This window comes from Azoarcus sp. KH32C (genome assembly GCF_000349945.1).
Lineage (GTDB): Bacteria > Pseudomonadota > Gammaproteobacteria > Burkholderiales > Rhodocyclaceae > Aromatoleum.
Genome location: NC_020516.1, coordinates 2525112 through 2541350, shown reverse-complemented (window position 1 = coordinate 2541350; position 16239 = coordinate 2525112). Strand labels below are relative to the sequence as shown.

Here is a 16239-nt window from a genome sequence, read left to right as displayed (position 1 = left end):
TCGACCACCGGATCTAGCGCAGCCAGATGACCACGCCTCCTCCCGATAACCGGTCCACCCCGTGGAAAGCCTTGCTTTTCACATACCTGGTTGCCCTGATTGCCCTCGGCTTCGTTCTCATACGGGACATCCAGCCCGTCCCCATGTACGACCTGCACCTGACCGAAGGCGAGCGCCTGAAGTGCGTCTCCTACGCCCCTTACCACCTACCCGGCCAATCGCCTTTCGATCCCACTCAGATCATCCCGCGGGAGCAGATCGCGGCCGACCTGGCGGCGCTGGCGAAAATCACCGAATGCGTGCGGATCTATTCCGTCGACCAGGGGCTCGAGCAGGTTCCCGAACTGGCTCGTGCAGCCGGCCTCAAGGTCCTGCTGGGCGCATGGATCGGCGGCGACCCGAAGCGGAACATGATCCAGCTCGATCGCGCGATCGCTCTCGCCAACGATTACGCGGACGTGGTTCGCGTGCTGATCGTCGGCAACGAGGTGCTGTTGCGGCGCGAACGCAGCGAAGACGAGATGCGCGAGTTGATCGAATACGCCAAGGCGCGGGTCCATGTGCCCGTCACCTATGCCGACGTCTGGGAATTCTGGCTCAAGCATCGCAGCCTCGCCGCGTCCGTCGATCGCGTCACCGTGCACATCCTCCCGTTCTGGGAAGACAATCCGGTGCCGATCGAGGGCGCGCTGAAGCACGTCGGCGAAGTCTATGCCGAAATCAGGCACACCTTCGACAAGCCGGTGATGATCGGCGAGACCGGCTGGCCCAGCGCGGGACGCCAGCGCGAGGGATCGCTGCCCTCGCTCGTGAACCAGGCCCGCTTCATCCGCGAATTCGTTCATCAGGCACACGCAAACGGTTGGGAATACAACCTCATCGAAGCCATCGACCAACCGTGGAAACGGAAGCTCGAAGGGACCGTCGGCGGTTATTGGGGCATGCTCGACACTCAGCTCCAAGCCAAATTCCCGCTTGCCGGTCCCGTCAGCGAAAGATCGAGCCTGACTGCTCCGCTGATCGCCGCCGGGGTCGGCGCTGTGCTTTGTATCCTGCTGGCGGCGGGCGCAAGGGCATCCCTGCTACGGCTGCTCGTCGCCTCAGTTACCGGCGCTGTCACTGGCGTCGTCGCGGTACTGCATTGGGAACATGCCCAGTTCGCGTACCGGGACGTCCTCGAATGGACCGTCCTCGGCGCGATTGCCGCGATCGGCGGCGCCTTGCCCCTATTGCTCGCCCGCTGGGATGCGGGCCGTCCGCTTCCCTCTGTCGCAACGGCTTGGCAAACCCTCCGTACCCAACCGTCGCGATATTGCGAAACCGCAACACTCCTCGGCCTCCTCCGTGGAATCTTGCTCTTTGCGTGCGCGGTTGCCGCGTTACTGCTTTTTGCCGATCCGCGTTATCGCGACTTTCCGGTGCTGCTCTACCTCGTCCCCGCGCTGACTTTCGGTGCGCTCGGTTGCAGCGGACAACTTACGGACGCGATCGAGGAAAGGGTATGCGCGCTCGTCATTGCGACGACCGTCGTCGGGCGGTGGCTCACCGAACCGGGGAATCCTCAGGCGATCGCCTGGCTGGTCACCGGCCTTCTGTTCTCGCTGCCTTACCTGCGCACGTACGCACGGACGATCACGAGTAGCGAAAGCAGCAGCCCGACGGCGGCGAAGTTGTAACTGTAAAGCACGAGTCCTGCGATCCCGGCAAACCAGCCTGCCCATGCCAAGGGCTTGACGCGCAACGCGAACGCGGCAAACCCGGCGAGCAGGCTCAACCAGCCGAGCCGCTCCTGGACGAAGGTCTGCAGCAATGCCCACTTGGCCAAGCACAGCCCGTGCAGCCCGTCCGCAAGGGCAATCCCGCACGAAGTCGGGAATACGCCGGCTTCGAACAGGCCGTATCTGAGCCAGAGCGCAGTTGCGAAGACCAGGGCGCTGACGACGACGGGAAGCGCGAGGTTCTCCCGCTTTTGCAAGACCTTTTGCATCGAGGTGTTTTTTCCTTACAAATCAATCACCCGCAAACCGCCTTGCGGCGTGTTGCAGGTTGACCCATATTTTCTTTGCTAAGCAACTGAAAAACCGCATAAACTCCGCGCCGGTCAGTAACGGCGCCATAAGACGACAATTGTGTCACACTGCCGCCCGAACGTGATTTATTGCGTACGGCGTATCCAAAGCGCCAACGCGCAACGCTAGTTTCTTCCCCGAGGGGACCAAGATCCTGATGAAAAACGTCGCTTCGCTGATTTACCGAATAATCGCAGCGCTTCTTATGGCCGGTGTCGTAGCCGGCGCCCAGTACTACCTCGCGGAAAGATGGAACCGGGGCACCGAGTTCGTCGGTGCGGCCAACAGCATTCGCGGCTACGCCTACAGTCCCTACCAGCGCGACCAAAGCCCGCTCGAACACAGCTACCCCACTGATCAGGAGATCGGTGCCGACCTTGACCTTCTGGCCAAGACCGCCGACAGCATCCGGACCTACGGCAGCCTGGAAACGCCGACGATCGTTCGGCTCGCGGCCGAGCGCAAGCTCCTCGTGACGGCAGGCGCATGGATCTCGCGCGATGCGGAAGCCAACGAGAAGGAAATCGAGGCGGTCATCGACAGCGCCCGCAAGTTCGCCCATGTCGAACGAGTGATCGTCGGCAACGAGGCCATCCTGCGCGGTGACGTCACACCCAAGGAACTCGCTGTCTATCTCGACAAGACCCGAAAGGCACTGAAGAAGGTCAAGAAGCCCGTTTCGACCGCGGAGCCCTGGCACGTCTGGCTCAAGTATCCGGAACTGGCCAACAGCGTCGACTTCATCACTGTTCACCTGCTGCCCTACCACGAGGGCATCGATGCCGACAAAGCCGTCGAGTACGCGATGATGCGTTACGACGAGTTGGCCAGGACCTTCCCGAACAAGAAGATCGTGATCGGCGAAATCGGCTGGCCTAGCCGCGGCCCGGTCATGGATAACCTCTACGGCAGCGACAGCCGCGGTGTCGCGTCACATGAAAATCAGGCCAAGTTCATCCGCGAGTTCCTCGCCAACCCGCGCACGGCCAAGCTCGACTACTTCATCATGGAAGCGATCGACCAGCCGTGGAAGATCGAGCTCGAAGGCTGGGCGGGCGCCTACTGGGGCATGTTCAACGCCGAGCGCGGACCCAAGTTCCCGTTGGACGGCCTGGTCGTCAAAGACGTCCGCTGGCACGAAAAGGCATTCGCGGCCGGCGCGATCGCCTTCCTGCCGATGTTCCTCATCGCCTTCCTGCTGCGTGACTGGACCGTGCTCGGACGGCTCTGGCTTGCAAGCCTCGTGCAAGCGTGTGCGACGACGCTGATCATCGGCCTGAATGTCCCGGCCGACTATTACCTGACTCAGCGGGATCTCGTCGGACTCTTCATCCTGATCGGCGCGACCATCCTGACAATCGCCGTACTCCTGTCCCACGGCTTCGAATTCGGCGAAGTGCTGTTCAAGCGTCGCTGGAAACGCCGCTTCGTCCCGCTGCCGCCGCACGCGCCGGACAAGGAGCCCTTCGTCTCGATCCACCTCGCCTGTTGCAACGAACCGCCCGAAATGGTCATCGCGACGATCGACAGCCTGGCGGCGATGCAATACCAGAATTTCGAAGTCCTGGTGCTGGACAACAACACCAAGGACGAAGCGCTGTGGAAGCCTCTCGAGAAGCGCTGTGCGGAACTCGGTTCGCGCTTCCGCTTCTACCATCTGGATAACTGGCCGGGCTTCAAGGCCGGAGCGCTCAACTTCGGTCTCAGGCAGACCGACCCGCGAGCCGAAGTGGTCGGCGTCGTCGATGCCGACTACGTCGTCTCCCCGGACTGGCTGTCCTGCCTGATTCCGCATTTCGCCGAACGGAACGTGTCCGTCGTGCAGGCCCCTCAGGCGCACCGCGACTGGGAAACGCAGCCCTTCCGTCGCATGTGCAACTGGGAGTTCGACGGCTTTTTCCGCATCGGCATGCACCACCGCAACGAGCGTAACGCCCTCATCCAGCACGGCACGATGACACTGGTGCGGCGTGCTGCCCTCGAAGAGGTGGGGGGCTGGTCCGAGTGGTGCATCTGCGAAGACACCGAACTCGGCCTGCGCCTCATCGAGAAGGGTTACGACACCCGATATGTGGATCACATTCTCGGCCGCGGCTTGACGCCGTCGGACTTTGCCGCGATCAAGAGCCAGCGTTTCCGCTGGGCCTTCGGCGCGATGCAGATCCTCAAGCACCATCTGCCGGCCATGCTGGGCCGGAGCAAGCTGGACATTGCGCAGCGCTACCACTTCCTCACCGGCTGGTTTGCCTGGCTCGGCGACGCATTGCAGCTCGTCTTCGCCTTCGGCAGCCTCGCATGGACGGTCGGCATGCTCGCCTTCCCGAAAGCCTTCGGTCTGCCGGTGACATCCCTTGCGATGCCAATCCTCGGCTTCATGGCCTTCAAAGCGGCGCTGGGACCGATTCTCTATCGTCGGACGATGGATGCTCCCTGGAAGGACATTCTCGGGGCCTCGATTCTGTCGGTCGGATTGGCGCATGCGATTGCACGCGGCGTTTTCGCCGGGATCGTGAAGCGGCGCGGCGAATTCGTTCGTACGCCGAAGGGCTGGAAGGAAAAAGGCGCGTTTGCCTTCTTCGCCCCGTTGCGCGAGGAGATCGGGCTGCTCGTGGCGCTAATAGCCGGCGCGTCGGTATTGGTCTATCTGCGCGGCTACGAAGACCACATTGAGGTTCAGCTGTGGGTCGGCATTCTCGCACTCCAGTGCATTCCCTATCTCGCTGCGATTGCCTGCCAGGCCGCTTCCTACATGCCCGAGCGGACGGCTCCGGCGCCTGCGCCAGCCGTTGCAGGGGAACCGGCAGTCTCGAAGAAGCTTCAAGCAGAAGGTCACTGAGGAACCAGGACGGAAGGTTCATTCATTTCGCTTGAACTCGAATTGACCGAGTGCGAAAGATGGGCAAGCGGAGTAAGCTAATTACCACAGTCGGTATAACGGAATTCCCGCATGCCCCCGCTTTACAAGATGCCGGAGCTGTTCCTCAAAAGGGTCGCCGGCATTCGCTGCGTTTTTTCGATCGGTCTCCTGCTGTCCACATCGCTGAATGCGCTCGCAGCGCCGCCGCCCGGGCATCCCACGCCTGATGCTGCATTGCAGATCATGCGATCCGGTACCGACCCGGCACAGGCCCGCCGCCACTACGGCGTCGTGCTGGACTCCATCGACGCGAACGAATTCACGTATATCGAGGTCGATGAAGGCGGCACGAGCTTCTGGATTGCAACGACCAAGATGAAGATCGCGCGCGGCGATCTCGTCCAATTCGACGACGGCGTGACGATGCAGGACTTCTACAGCAAGCTGCTGAAACGCACTTTTTCGTCGGTCATGTTCGTCGGGGCCGTGTCCACTTCCATTGCGGGCAAGTGACGGGCATGGGTCGACTGGTCGAAGTACGGATGCCGAAGTTCCCGGAATGTTGGGACACTTGCGGAAACTGCCGGACGGAGGACGTCTTTGTGCAAAGCGTTCTCGTGCGCGCAGGCGAAAGAATTTCGTTCGACGAAACCCTGATCGTGCTGGAAACCGGAAAGGTTGCCCTTGACATCCCGAGCCCGCAGATGGGTACGATTGTCGAGGTCAAGGTCGAGGAAGGCGACCTGATCGATGAAGGGCAGCTGATAGCGCTCGTGGAAGTGGCCTGAGCGCCGCGCCCTGCCCCACTGAGGCCTGCCGGCCTTGACGACATACCGTAGGAGGCGTCACCCATGACTCGCTTTCTCGTATTGACCCTGATCGGAGACGACCGTCCCGGACTCGTCGAACAGCTATCCGCCGTCATCACGCGCCATGAAGCCAACTGGCTGGAATCTTCGATGGCCCAACTCGCGGGCAAATTCGCCGGCGTCTTGAAGGTGGCCGTCGCCGCCGAGCGAACCGAGGCGCTGCAAACGGCATTGAAGGCCCTTCCCGGGCTTACGATCACCGTGGAACAGGCAGGCGGCCCCGCAGCCAGCATACCGGCCCGCACCCGACGGCTCGCCTTCAGCCTGGTCGGCCACGACCGCCTGGGCATCGTCCGCGAAATCTCGCAGGTCTTTGCACGCTACGGCGTCAATGTCGAGAAGCTGGTAACGAGCACGACCAGCGCGCCGATGTCGTCGGAAACCCTGTTCCGCGCCGAAGCGGAACTCAAGGCCGATGACAGCCTCGACGCCCGGGCCTTACAGGCCGATCTCGAGCGCCTGTCGAACGATCTGATCGCAGACATCAATCTGGACGAAAAGACGGACTGATTAGCAAAGCAGTCCGGGACAGGCTTGAGGTATCCTTGGCACCCCTCGTCCTCACGACGTTTCCGACAAGAGTTCAATGGCCCAATACGTAATGTCGATGCTCCGCGTGAGCAAGACGGTGCCGCCGAAGCGGCAGATCATCAAGGATATTTCGCTCTCGTTCTTCCCCGGCGCGAAAATCGGCCTGCTGGGCCTGAACGGTTCCGGCAAATCGACCGTGTTGCGCATCATGGCCAACGCCGACAAGGAGTATGACGGCGAAGTCCAGCACCTCGCCGGCATCCGCATCGGCTACCTGCCGCAGGAACCGCAGCTCGACCCGTCAAAGACCGTCAAGGACGAGGTGGAGTCCGGCCTCGGCGAGGTCATGGAGGCGCGCACGAAGCTGGAGGAAATCTACGCCGCCTACGCCGAGCCGGATGCCGACTTCGACAAACTCGCCGAAGAGCAGGCGAAGTACGAGAACATCCTCGCGACCGCCGGTTCGGACGTCGAGACCCAGATGGAAATCGCCGCCGACGCGCTGCGGCTGCCCGCGTGGGACGCGGCGATCGGTAATCTGTCCGGTGGCGAGAAGCGCCGCGTGGCGCTATGCAAGCTGTTGCTGTCCAAGCCCGACATGCTGCTCCTCGACGAGCCGACGAACCACCTCGACGCGGAGTCGGTCGAGTGGCTGGAGCAGTTCCTGACGCGCTTCCCCGGCACCGTCGTCGCCGTCACCCACGACCGCTACTTCCTGGACAACGCGGCCGAGTGGATCCTCGAACTCGACCGTGGCCATGGCATCCCCTGGAAGGGCAACTATTCGTCCTGGCTGGAGCAGAAGGAAGCCCGCCTGGAAACCGAATCCAAGCAGATCGACGCGCACATGAAGGCGATGAAGACCGAGCTGGAGTGGGCGCGGTCCAATCCGAAGGCACGCCAGGCGAAGTCGAAGGCCCGCCTTGCGCGCTACGAGGAGATGACCACCGTCGAGTACCAGAAGCGTAACGAAACGCAGGAAATCTTCATTCCGCCGGGCGAACGTCTCGGCGACAAGGTCATCGAGTTCAACGGCGTCTCCAAGGCCTTCGGCGACAAGCTGCTGATGGACAACGTGAGTTTCAGCATCCCGCCCGGTGCGATCGTCGGGGTGATCGGCCCCAACGGTGCGGGCAAGTCGACGCTCTTCAAGATGATCGAAGGCCGCGACAAGCCGGATTCGGGCGACATCACGGTCGGCTCGACGGTAAAGATCGCCGCCGTCGACCAGTCGCGGGAAGGGCTCGCGAACGACAAGACGGTTTTCGAGGCGATTTCGGATGGTGCGGACGTACTGACCGTCGGCCGCTTCGAAATGCCGAGCCGCGCGTATATCGGCCGCTTCAACTTCAAGGGCGGCGACCAGCAGAAGATCGTCGGCAACCTTTCCGGCGGCGAACGCGGACGCTTGCATCTGGCGAAGACGTTGATTTCCGGCGGCAACGTGCTGCTGCTCGACGAACCGTCCAACGACCTCGACGTCGAAACGCTGCGTGCGCTCGAAGATGCCTTGCTTGAATTCGCCGGTTGCGCGCTGATCATCAGCCACGACCGCTGGTTCCTGGACCGCATCTGCACACACATCCTCGCGGCGGAAGGCGAGTCGCAGTGGACCTTCTTCGCCGGCAACTATCAGGAATACGAAGAGGACAAGCGCAAGCGACTGGGTGAGGAAGGCGCCAAGCCGAAACGCATCCGCTACAAGCCGATCAGCCGCTGAGCCCATGCTGCATTGCGCACCGCCGATTTTGCGCGGTGCGCAATCCTATGCGAACATCAATAACATTGTCGGCTAGCTCGCTTCCCTGACTGGAGATTTCCCAATGTTCAAGAAACTCACGCCGATCATTGCCGTGAGCGCAGCCCTGTTGGCCCTTGTGCCCGTCGCACCGGCAATCGCCGAAGTGCCGATGGTAAAGACCCAGGTGCCCGGTTATTACCGCACGATGGTCGGCCAGTTCGAAGTCACGGCGCTCTTCGATGGAGCGATCGAACTCGACGTCAAGCTGCTGCGCAACACCAAACCCGATGAACTGAAATGGCGCCTCGCCCGCCACTTCGTCGGCAACCCGAAGATGCAGACGGCCGTCAATGCCTATCTCATCAATACGGGGAAGAATCTGGTTCTCGTGGACGCCGGTGCCGCTGGCCTGTTCGGCCCAGGACTAGGGAACGTCATCAGTAACATGAAGGCGTCGGGTTATGACCCCTCGCAGGTCGACGCCGTCGTCGTCACCCACATGCACGGCGATCACATCGGAGGCCTGGCGGACGCGAACTCGCAGCCAGCGTTCCCGAATGCGGTCGTCCATGTTTCACAAGCCGACAACGACTACTGGCTGTCCGAAAAGAATGCCGCGGGCGCGCCGGCAGACATGCAGGGCCTCTTCAAGATGGCACGCGACATCGCGGGCATCTACCAGTCGCGCGGGAAATGGAAGACGTTTTCCGACGGTAGCGAGCTGGTGCCGGGTATCCGCGCCGTCAAGGCGAACGGTCATACTCCCGGCCACACCGCATTTTCCGTCGAATCAGGCGACCAGAAGCTGCTGATCTGGGGTGACATCATCCACGCGCACGGGGTCCAGTTCTCCCAGCCGGAGGTGTCGATCGAGTTCGACGTGGATCAGGATCAGGCCATCGCAACTCGCCGTTCCCTGCTTTATGCAATGGCGACCGGCAAGACATTGGTCGCCGGGATGCACCTCCCCTTCCCCGGCCTGGGCCACGTGCGCGCCGATGGCAAGGGCGTCTACAGCTGGGTGCCCATCGAGTATTCGCCGTTGCCGAAGTAAACGCGGTTCCCAGCCGAATCGTCGCAATTTCCCATGCTTGGGCGTGTCGCGGATGCGTGACACGCCCAAGTCACGTCTACCGCGAAGAATTGCTCCAAAATCTCTCCATCATGGGTTTCACGCTGATCCCGTGGCATACGATCGACAGCGCGACGACGATCAGCGTCAGGTGAATCAGTTCCAGCGCGAGCTTTTCCGGCAAACCGTGCTGGATCGAATACATCAGGTAGTAGAGCGAGCCGATCCCTCGCACGCCGAACCATCCCACCAGCCCCCGCAACTTCCAGGGCGTGCGGGTTCCGGCCAAGCCGACCATGACGCTGACCGGCCGGGCGATCAGGAACAGGAAAAGCGACAAACCGACGGCGCGCCAACTCCACGAGTTGATGAACAAGGTCCCGCCGATCAAGAGAATGAGCACGAGTTCCGACAGCCGCTCGAGGTGTTCCTTGAAGATCAGTGATTCCTCGCTCACCGCCTGTATGGCCGCCCCGCTTTCACCTTCGGCCGGTTCAGCATCGCGATCGAAGCGCAGCCGGTCGGGGACGTCTTCCTGCCCGCCCGACAATTTGCGCTCGGTCTGGCGCAAGGCCACGGCCGCGAAGAACACCGCGAGAAATCCCCAGGTGTTGAGCGCGACGCTTGCCCCGTAGACGACCCCGATCAGCCCGAGCCCCAGGAAGTCATCGAGCAACTCGTGCCGGGTGCCGAGATTCCGGATCCGATGCGCGACATGCGCGAGCAGGACTCCGCCGGCAACCCCGATGCCGATGCCGCCGGCTGTTGCCCAGAGGACGTCAATCAGCGCCCAGCGGATGAAGTCCTCACCGATGTCGTGCAGCCCGAGGAGCCCAAGCCCGAGCATCACGAAGGGAAACGCGCTGCCGTCGTTCATGCCGGCTTCGCAGGTCAGGGTGAAGCGCAGCCGATCACGTTCTCCCGGGTGGCGTATTTGCACGTCCGTCGCGAGCACAGGATCGGTCGGCGCGACGATCGCGCCCAGCAGGATCGCGGCACCGAGCGGCAGATCCAGCACAAACGCCGCGAACGCCGCGACGAGCCCCACGGTGACGAACATCGAAACGAAGGCGAGCAGGATCGGAGTACGCCATCTCGCCAGGGTCACCGGAACCGGCATTTTCACTCCCGCTGCGTACAGCGAGATCAGGGCTGCGCCTTCGGTGAGCACCTCGAGCAGCGCCGACTCTTTCAGCGGGTTGAAATGAAACAGGTGCAGGAAGGTTGGCCCGACCAGCAGTCCGACGGCAAGATAGATGATCGCCGAGGTGACGGGCAATCGCCGGAGAGGAGACCAGGTCAGCCCCATTGCCAGGAAAAGACCACCCAGCAGCAGGAACCACTGCGCATTGCTCATCGCGTTCTTATTGAGAGATGGGGCAAGAGAAGGTCATTGCGCGCGCCGCAACTGCCTTGTTTTTGGTGCCCAGGAAGGGACTCGAACCCCCACGCCTCGCGGCGCCAGAACCTAAATCTGGTGCGTCTGCCAATTTCGCCACCTGGGCCCAGCTTCACCCCGATGCCGGGGGACCACCGTTGCGGCGGCGGGCGGATTATACACGTCCCTTACATCCGTAGTCGCCCGACGTAGCCGGTCATTTCGAGATATCCCCATCCGACTTCGCGCTCGCCCTCATAGACGCGGACGGCGCCTTCCCAATAGACGGTTCTGGTCGAACGGGGGCTGTCGAGTTCCTGGTCGTCCATCAGCGGCTCAATCCTGAACATCCGGCCGTCCACCTCGATATTCCACACGACCGGATAGTCGGCGCCGGTGCGGGCGGATCGCCAGCGGCGCACGGGCAGGAAACGGATCTTGTCGGGCCCGAGCGAAGCCGGCACACCTCCTGGCGGCGCCAGTGTAGCGGCGGCCCAGATCGGCGCTCCGTCCTTGCTGCGCATGCGGAACGCCATCAGCGAGCCGCCGTCGTGCAGATTCACGCCAATCCAGTCCCAGCCGCTGGCATCAGCAGGCAGATATTCGCTGGACCATTCGTGGTCCAGCCATGCACGCCCGGTGACCTCGTGGGGCTTGCCGCGCAGGCGCAAGGTCCCGGAGACGGCGAGTTGCGGACGGCTGTAGTAATGACTGGCATTCCGCGGATCGGGGGCCTTCTGGCTGAATCCGTTCTTGCCGTTGGGGGCAGGCGCGCCCGACGGTACGAGCTTCAGATCGAACTCGAAGGAGTCGGTCTGGGCACGAGCCCGGTAGTTCCCGTCATCCTGCGCGAGCTCCCACGAACCGGTCCAGGCATGCGTTCTTCCCTCGTCTGTTCCGGCAAGCGGATCCATCGCCCGCTCGCTGCGTTCGTCGTGCAGGAGGCGGCCCTCGGCCGGATCCGCAATGGCCGCGTGAGCAAGGACGAGTTGTCGGGGGGCAAAGCGCGAGGAGTTCTCCTCGCCAGCTCGCGTTCGCACGCGAAAGAACGTGAGCTGGAAGCCCCGCTCCTTGCGCTGCTCGTCGAGCAGCCACCCTGTCACATACCACCATTCGGTGCGGTACTCGGGATGCGCGCCGAAGTCTCCGGGGAATTTCAATGGACGCTCCGGACGGACGGCGGCGTATTCCGCGGAAGCAGCGCCCAGGAACTGAGCCACTGCCAGCGCGCAGACCGCGATCAATGCCCGCGCGGTGCTCACCAGTCCTCCCGCACCGCGAGAACCGCGGACTGATGCATTGCCTGCCGTCCCGACAGCCTCGCAGCGAGTGCCGCGAGCGCGATCAGGACGCCGGCAAACGTCGCCAGGCCGGCGAAGGGAATGCGAATGTCCATGCTCCAATGAAAGCTCTGACGGTTGACGACTTCGATCAGCACCATGGACACCGCGGCCCCGGCGACGAATCCGACAAGGGAGCCGACTGCCGCGGTCATTGCCCCCTCGATCGCGAGGAGCCGGCCGATATCGCGGCGCGTCAAGCCCAGGTGGCGCAGCATCCCGAATTCCCTGCGACGGGCCGACGCAAGCGCAGCGAAGCTCGCGCTGACGCCGAAAAGGCCGATAACGACCGCGACCGCTTCCATCAGATAGGTGACGAGAAAGGTACGGTCGAAGATTGCGAGGCTTCGGTCGCGGATCTCGCGCGGCACGGCAATATCGACGGCCCGATCACCTGACGCGCCACGCACCTCCGCAGCGACCGTCTCCGGCGCTGCGCCGCTCCGCAGCCAGATACCCAGATCGTTCGCGGAGAAGTCCGACGTCAGGCGGCGGTAGTCGTCGAGTTCGATGACGAAGGCGCCGTACTGGCGTGCGTAGTCGCGCCAGATACCGGCGACACGGCACGGCACAGGCTTGCCGGCGATGGGAATCAGCAGTTCGTCACCGACGTCGAGTGAAAAGATCGCTGCCATCGCCTCCGAAATCCAGATCGGCACCTTTTCCGGTCGCTTCCGTTCGCGATCTTCAGTGCTGACCAGCGGCAAGATCTTCCCGCCATCGACCGGTCGGGCGATGAGCGTGACGGGGTAATGGGTGGCGTCGAGGCGGATGCTGTCGAAGCGCACGGGCCGGAGCGCCTCGACCCCATCGAGCTGCGCTACCCTCGCAATCAGCGCCTCGTCCAGGTAACCGCTGTTTGCACCCCGCGAGGCGCTGACGTAGAGATCGGCCGGCAAGACGATGCCCAGCCATGCGTCCACCGAATGGCGAAAGGATGTGACCATGATGCCCATTGCCGCCGCAAGTGCAACGCTCGCAACGACACCGGCGGCTGCGACCACCGCTTGGCCAGGTGCCGCCGCGAGTCTTGCCCGCGCCAGGCGCACCGTCACACCTTGCCCCGGCGGCCATGCCCACTGAATCAAGGATGCGATACCCGGAAGAACCAGGATTGCCGCTGCAAGGATCGCAGCGACGGCGCCATAGCCAAATACCGGCACACCGCCCACCGGCGGCAGCACGCACAGTCCCAAGGCCACAGCCGCGAGGATCAGCGCCGGGAAGGATCTCGTCCTGACATGGAAGACTCCCGAATCGGCGCCGGCCCGCAGTCCGCTCGCGGGATTCAGCCTTGCGGCTTCGCGAGCCGGCCCCCATGCTCCGGCAAGCCCCGCGAGCACGCCCGCAGACAGGTACGCGATTGCCCCCAAAGGCTCGAATCGCAGTGTGGGCGCAAGGCCCTCGAAGTAGCCGGCGCCGAGGTCACCTCCGAACAGCCCGATTGCAAGGCGCGCAAGGGCATGACCGAGCGCAATTCCAAGGACTCCCCCGCCAAGTCCGAGCACAGCGCCCTCAACAAGGATCCCTAGCATGAGCTCCCGTCTCGTTAGTCCCATCGCGCGCAGGAACGCAAACTCCTGCGCCCGGCGGGCAACAGCCAGCCGCTGCGACGAGAAGACGAGGAAGGCGCCTGTGACGAGCGCGATGGCGGCGAGCATCGTCAGATTGACCCGGTAGGCGCGTGAAAGCGCAACCGCCTGGGACTCGACGAGTGCGGGCGTCAGGATCTCGACACCGGGCGGCAGCACCGTCTTCAGCACCTTCCGCATGTCCTCGGGATCGGTACCGGGCCGCATCCGCAAATCGATGCGGGAGATCCTGCCGATGCGGTCGAAGATCTGCTGCATCGCGGCGATGTCCATCACACCGAACAGCTGGCCGGCCGGTGCGGCAGGCACGCCGCCGGCGATCCGCAGCGTGCGCTCGACCGTTCCCGACTGGACACGCAAGGTGGCTCCAGTCTCCAGCCCCAACGCGGTACGCGCCGCGGTGGTGAGAAACAGCGCGTCCGGCGCGAACATGGCGAATTCGCTGCTCTCGCCGTCCGAGCTTTCGGCCCTCGGCTGCAGCGCTGCATGCAGTCGGTAGGCGCGCAGCACGTCGACGCCGAACACGCGCAAGGTCTGCGTACGCCCCGGCAGGCGCACTTCCAGCTCCAGTATGGGCGCAACGTCGGCGACCTGCGGCAGCCGGGCGACTTCGACATAAACGGCGTCGTCGAATCCTGTCTTGGCCCCGATTAGCTGCAGATCCGCGACTCCGGCCAGGCTGCGCAGCCCGCGGCCGAACTCGTCGAGCGCGGCATCGTGGATCAACTGTACGGCCAGTCCAAGCGCCACGCCAAGCGCGATCGCGAGCAGCGACAGCCCGGTCGCAAACCGGCTATGGCGCAAGCTCGCAAGAAAGAGATGGCGCAGAATGGGCGTCACGCTACGACCGGCTGCGCCTTGAGGCCGCCACTCGTCAGCCGCAGAACGCGGTCCGCCCGACCTGCCGCAACGGCCGAGTGCGTGACGATGACCCCCATCGCCTCGACGGTGCGAATGCGTTCAAGGAGCAAATCGAGGATGTCGGCGGCGCGCTCGGGGTCGAGGTTGCCGGTCGGCTCGTCTGCAAGTACGAGGAGCGGGCGATGCACCAGCGCCCGCGCGATTGCCACGCGCTGGAGTTCGCCTCCCGAAAGGTGGCGCGGCCAGTCGTCGCCACGACCGCCGAGCCCCACTCGCTCGATCATCTCTCCTGCCCGCCGGGCAGTCTCCGCCTCGTCCGTGTCGAGCAGCCACAGAGGCAATGCGACGTTTTGGCTGATGGTCAGGTGCGGCAGGACGTGAAAGGCCTGAAACACGAAGCCGAAAGACTTCCTCCGCAATCGTGCAAAAGCGTCTTCGTCGAGCTTTGTCAGTTCGACGTCATCGAGCCGGATCACGCCGCCATCCACCGGTTCCAGCCCTGCGATGCAGTTAAGCAAGGTCGATTTTCCGACCCCCGATTCGCCCATGATCGCGACGCATTCGCCCTTGTGCAGCTCAAGCGAGACGTCGGCGAAGAGGGGACGTGCCCAGGGGTGGGATACGGGTTTCTCGTGACATTTCGTTACGGCGCTAATCTCCAGCACTGTGTCTCCCGTTATTGGACCAAGATATGCCGAAAGCGCTTCCAGATGGAGTCGGCCCCGGCCGACAACACATCGTCGGTATGACATTGCACTTGGCATTGAAACCCGGCTCTCGGGATGAGATCCACTATGCCGGGCAATTTTGCAACGTGACTATCCTCGCTGAATGAAATCTTTGCAGTTATTGAGAAAAAACATCCATTTTCGGGAATAATCCACCCCCCGGGGCAACCGATCTTCACTTGATCGCTTCGTCTCCGGAGCGCCGACGCAGGCACTGCTTCCAGTCCTTCAAATTGGATTGAAGCATGCAGCCGGAGTCGGCCGTATTTCGACCGGGATATGTTGAAAAAGATTTCCTGCCTCTTCGCCCTCGTGTTCTGGCTGGCCCTCTGTGGCCTGCCGGCCGGCGCGTCGGCGACGGAAGCAGCGATCGTCCTGTCGAAACACAATGAGGTCCAGGCCGCCTTCGTCGCGGCACTGCGTTCGGCCCTTCCTCAGTCCGGCTCGATCCGTGTTCGTGAGGCGGGGGCAGTCGGGGAAAGCTATGACGAGACCGTCCTGGCGCGTGCCGACGTGATCGTTGCCGTAGGTGCCGAAGCGGTCAATCAGATGGCCGAGCGGTCGGGAGTGCCCATTCTGGCGGTGCTCATTTCGACCCAGAACCTGCGCGCGCTGCAGATTCGCTACCCGCGAGCGAGGATCGGCGGGATCGTCCTCGACCAACCCCTGCTGCGCCACTTCCGCCTCGTCCGTAACGCGATGCCGTCCGCGGAACGTGTCGGCATCCTTCTCGGACCGCAGTCGGCCCCGTTGCGCCCCGCGCTACAGGACGCAGCCGTCCGCGCCGGTTTCAAGCCCAATTTCGAACAGATCGGCGACGGCGATGCGCTCCTGCCGGCACTCGAACGTCTGCTGGAGGCGTCGGACCTGATCCTGGCGGTGCCCGACTCCCTCGCCTATACGCCCAACACCGCACGACCGATCCTGCTGACAACATATCGCTACCGCAAACCGGTGTTCGGCTATTCGCAGGCCTACGTCACGGCGGGCGCGCTGGCGGGCGTATTCAGCGCGCCCGAGGATGTCGCACGCCAGACGGCGGAATGGCTCGCGCAACAGGGGGGCGGACGGATAGACCTGCCGCCCGCGGAGGCGCCGCGCTACTTCTCGGTCGGCATCAATCGGCACGTTGCACGGGCGCTGAGCATTACGATCAGCGACGAGACGACGCTCGCCGACGGCATCGAAAGGCGGAAGTAGT

The 16239-nt window shown here is 63.2% G+C and carries 13 protein-coding genes and 1 tRNA gene; 8 read left to right on the top strand and 6 right to left on the bottom strand.

Annotation, left to right across the window (positions count from 1 at the left end; genetic code table 11):
• Nucleotides 1–26: 26 nt before the first annotated feature.
• The gene (locus tag AZKH_RS11035; RefSeq protein WP_015435852.1) at nucleotides 27–1676 is read left to right on the top strand and encodes a putative beta (1-6) glucan synthase; all 1650 of its coding nucleotides are present in this window, start codon (nucleotides 27–29) and stop codon (nucleotides 1674–1676) included.
• On the opposite strand, the gene AZKH_RS11030 is transcribed toward AZKH_RS11035, so the two are convergent.
• Nucleotides 1607–1987 (bottom strand): hypothetical protein, encoded by a 381-nt coding sequence (locus AZKH_RS11030; protein ID WP_015435851.1) that lies wholly within the window; start codon nucleotides 1985–1987, stop codon nucleotides 1607–1609. The two genes, AZKH_RS11035 and AZKH_RS11030, sit on opposite strands and share 70 nt — an antisense overlap.
• A 239-nt stretch (nucleotides 1988–2226) precedes the next feature.
• Here AZKH_RS11030 and AZKH_RS11025 point away from each other — a divergent pair, with 239 nt between their 5' ends.
• The 6 genes from AZKH_RS11025 (at nucleotide 2227) to AZKH_RS11000 (ending at nucleotide 9121) form a co-directional block, all read left to right on the top strand.
• On the top strand, nucleotides 2227–4905 hold the full coding sequence (locus tag AZKH_RS11025; RefSeq protein ID WP_015435850.1) for a glycosyltransferase: 2679 nt from the start codon (nucleotides 2227–2229) through the stop codon (nucleotides 4903–4905).
• 129 nt (nucleotides 4906–5034) lie between these two features.
• Nucleotides 5035–5439, top strand: a complete 405-nt coding sequence (locus AZKH_RS26335) for a hypothetical protein (RefSeq protein ID WP_156822089.1) — start codon at nucleotides 5035–5037, stop codon at nucleotides 5437–5439.
• Nucleotides 5440–5528: 89 nt separating this feature from the next.
• Nucleotides 5529–5714, top strand: a complete 186-nt coding sequence (locus tag AZKH_RS11015; RefSeq protein WP_231874513.1) for a biotin/lipoyl-containing protein — start codon at nucleotides 5529–5531, stop codon at nucleotides 5712–5714.
• A gap of 63 nt (nucleotides 5715–5777) precedes the next feature.
• A complete protein-coding gene (locus tag AZKH_RS11010) occupies nucleotides 5778–6305 on the top strand; it encodes a glycine cleavage system protein R (RefSeq protein WP_015435847.1) in 528 nt (175 codons plus the stop codon).
• 76 nt (nucleotides 6306–6381) lie between these two features.
• Nucleotides 6382–8046 carry an energy-dependent translational throttle protein EttA gene (ettA, locus tag AZKH_RS11005; protein ID WP_015435846.1) on the top strand — a complete coding sequence of 555 codons (1665 nt, stop codon included), beginning with the start codon at nucleotides 6382–6384 and terminating at the stop codon, nucleotides 8044–8046.
• A gap of 103 nt (nucleotides 8047–8149) precedes the next feature.
• Nucleotides 8150–9121, top strand: coding sequence for an MBL fold metallo-hydrolase (locus AZKH_RS11000; protein WP_015435845.1), 972 nt, complete (start codon nucleotides 8150–8152; stop codon nucleotides 9119–9121).
• Nucleotides 9122–9197: 76 nt separating this feature from the next.
• Here AZKH_RS11000 and AZKH_RS10995 read toward each other — a convergent pair whose 3' ends face one another.
• The 5 genes from AZKH_RS10995 to AZKH_RS10975 all read right to left on the bottom strand — a co-directional run bounded on the left by AZKH_RS10995 (nucleotide 9198) and on the right by AZKH_RS10975 (nucleotide 14975).
• Nucleotides 9198–10496 (bottom strand): sodium:proton antiporter, encoded by a 1299-nt coding sequence (locus tag AZKH_RS10995; RefSeq protein WP_015435844.1) that lies wholly within the window; start codon nucleotides 10494–10496, stop codon nucleotides 9198–9200.
• A gap of 63 nt (nucleotides 10497–10559) precedes the next feature.
• Nucleotides 10560–10644, bottom strand: a tRNA-Leu gene (locus AZKH_RS10990).
• Nucleotides 10645–10705: 61 nt separating this feature from the next.
• Nucleotides 10706–11779: a lipocalin-like domain-containing protein gene (locus AZKH_RS10985; RefSeq protein WP_015435843.1), complete on the bottom strand. Its 1074-nt coding sequence runs from the start codon at nucleotides 11777–11779 to the stop codon at nucleotides 10706–10708.
• Nucleotides 11776–14289, bottom strand: coding sequence for an FtsX-like permease family protein (locus AZKH_RS10980; protein WP_015435842.1), 2514 nt, complete (start codon nucleotides 14287–14289; stop codon nucleotides 11776–11778). Before AZKH_RS10980 ends, AZKH_RS10985 begins: the two co-directional genes overlap by 4 nt.
• Nucleotides 14286–14975 carry an ABC transporter ATP-binding protein gene (locus tag AZKH_RS10975; RefSeq protein ID WP_015435841.1) on the bottom strand — a complete coding sequence of 230 codons (690 nt, stop codon included), beginning with the start codon at nucleotides 14973–14975 and terminating at the stop codon, nucleotides 14286–14288. Before AZKH_RS10975 ends, AZKH_RS10980 begins: the two co-directional genes overlap by 4 nt.
• Nucleotides 14976–15317: 342 nt before the next feature.
• Between AZKH_RS10975 and AZKH_RS10970 the strand changes: the two genes are divergently transcribed.
• On the top strand, nucleotides 15318–16238 hold the full coding sequence (locus tag AZKH_RS10970) for an ABC transporter substrate-binding protein (protein ID WP_015435840.1): 921 nt from the start codon (nucleotides 15318–15320) through the stop codon (nucleotides 16236–16238).
• Nucleotide 16239 lies beyond the last annotated feature (1 nt).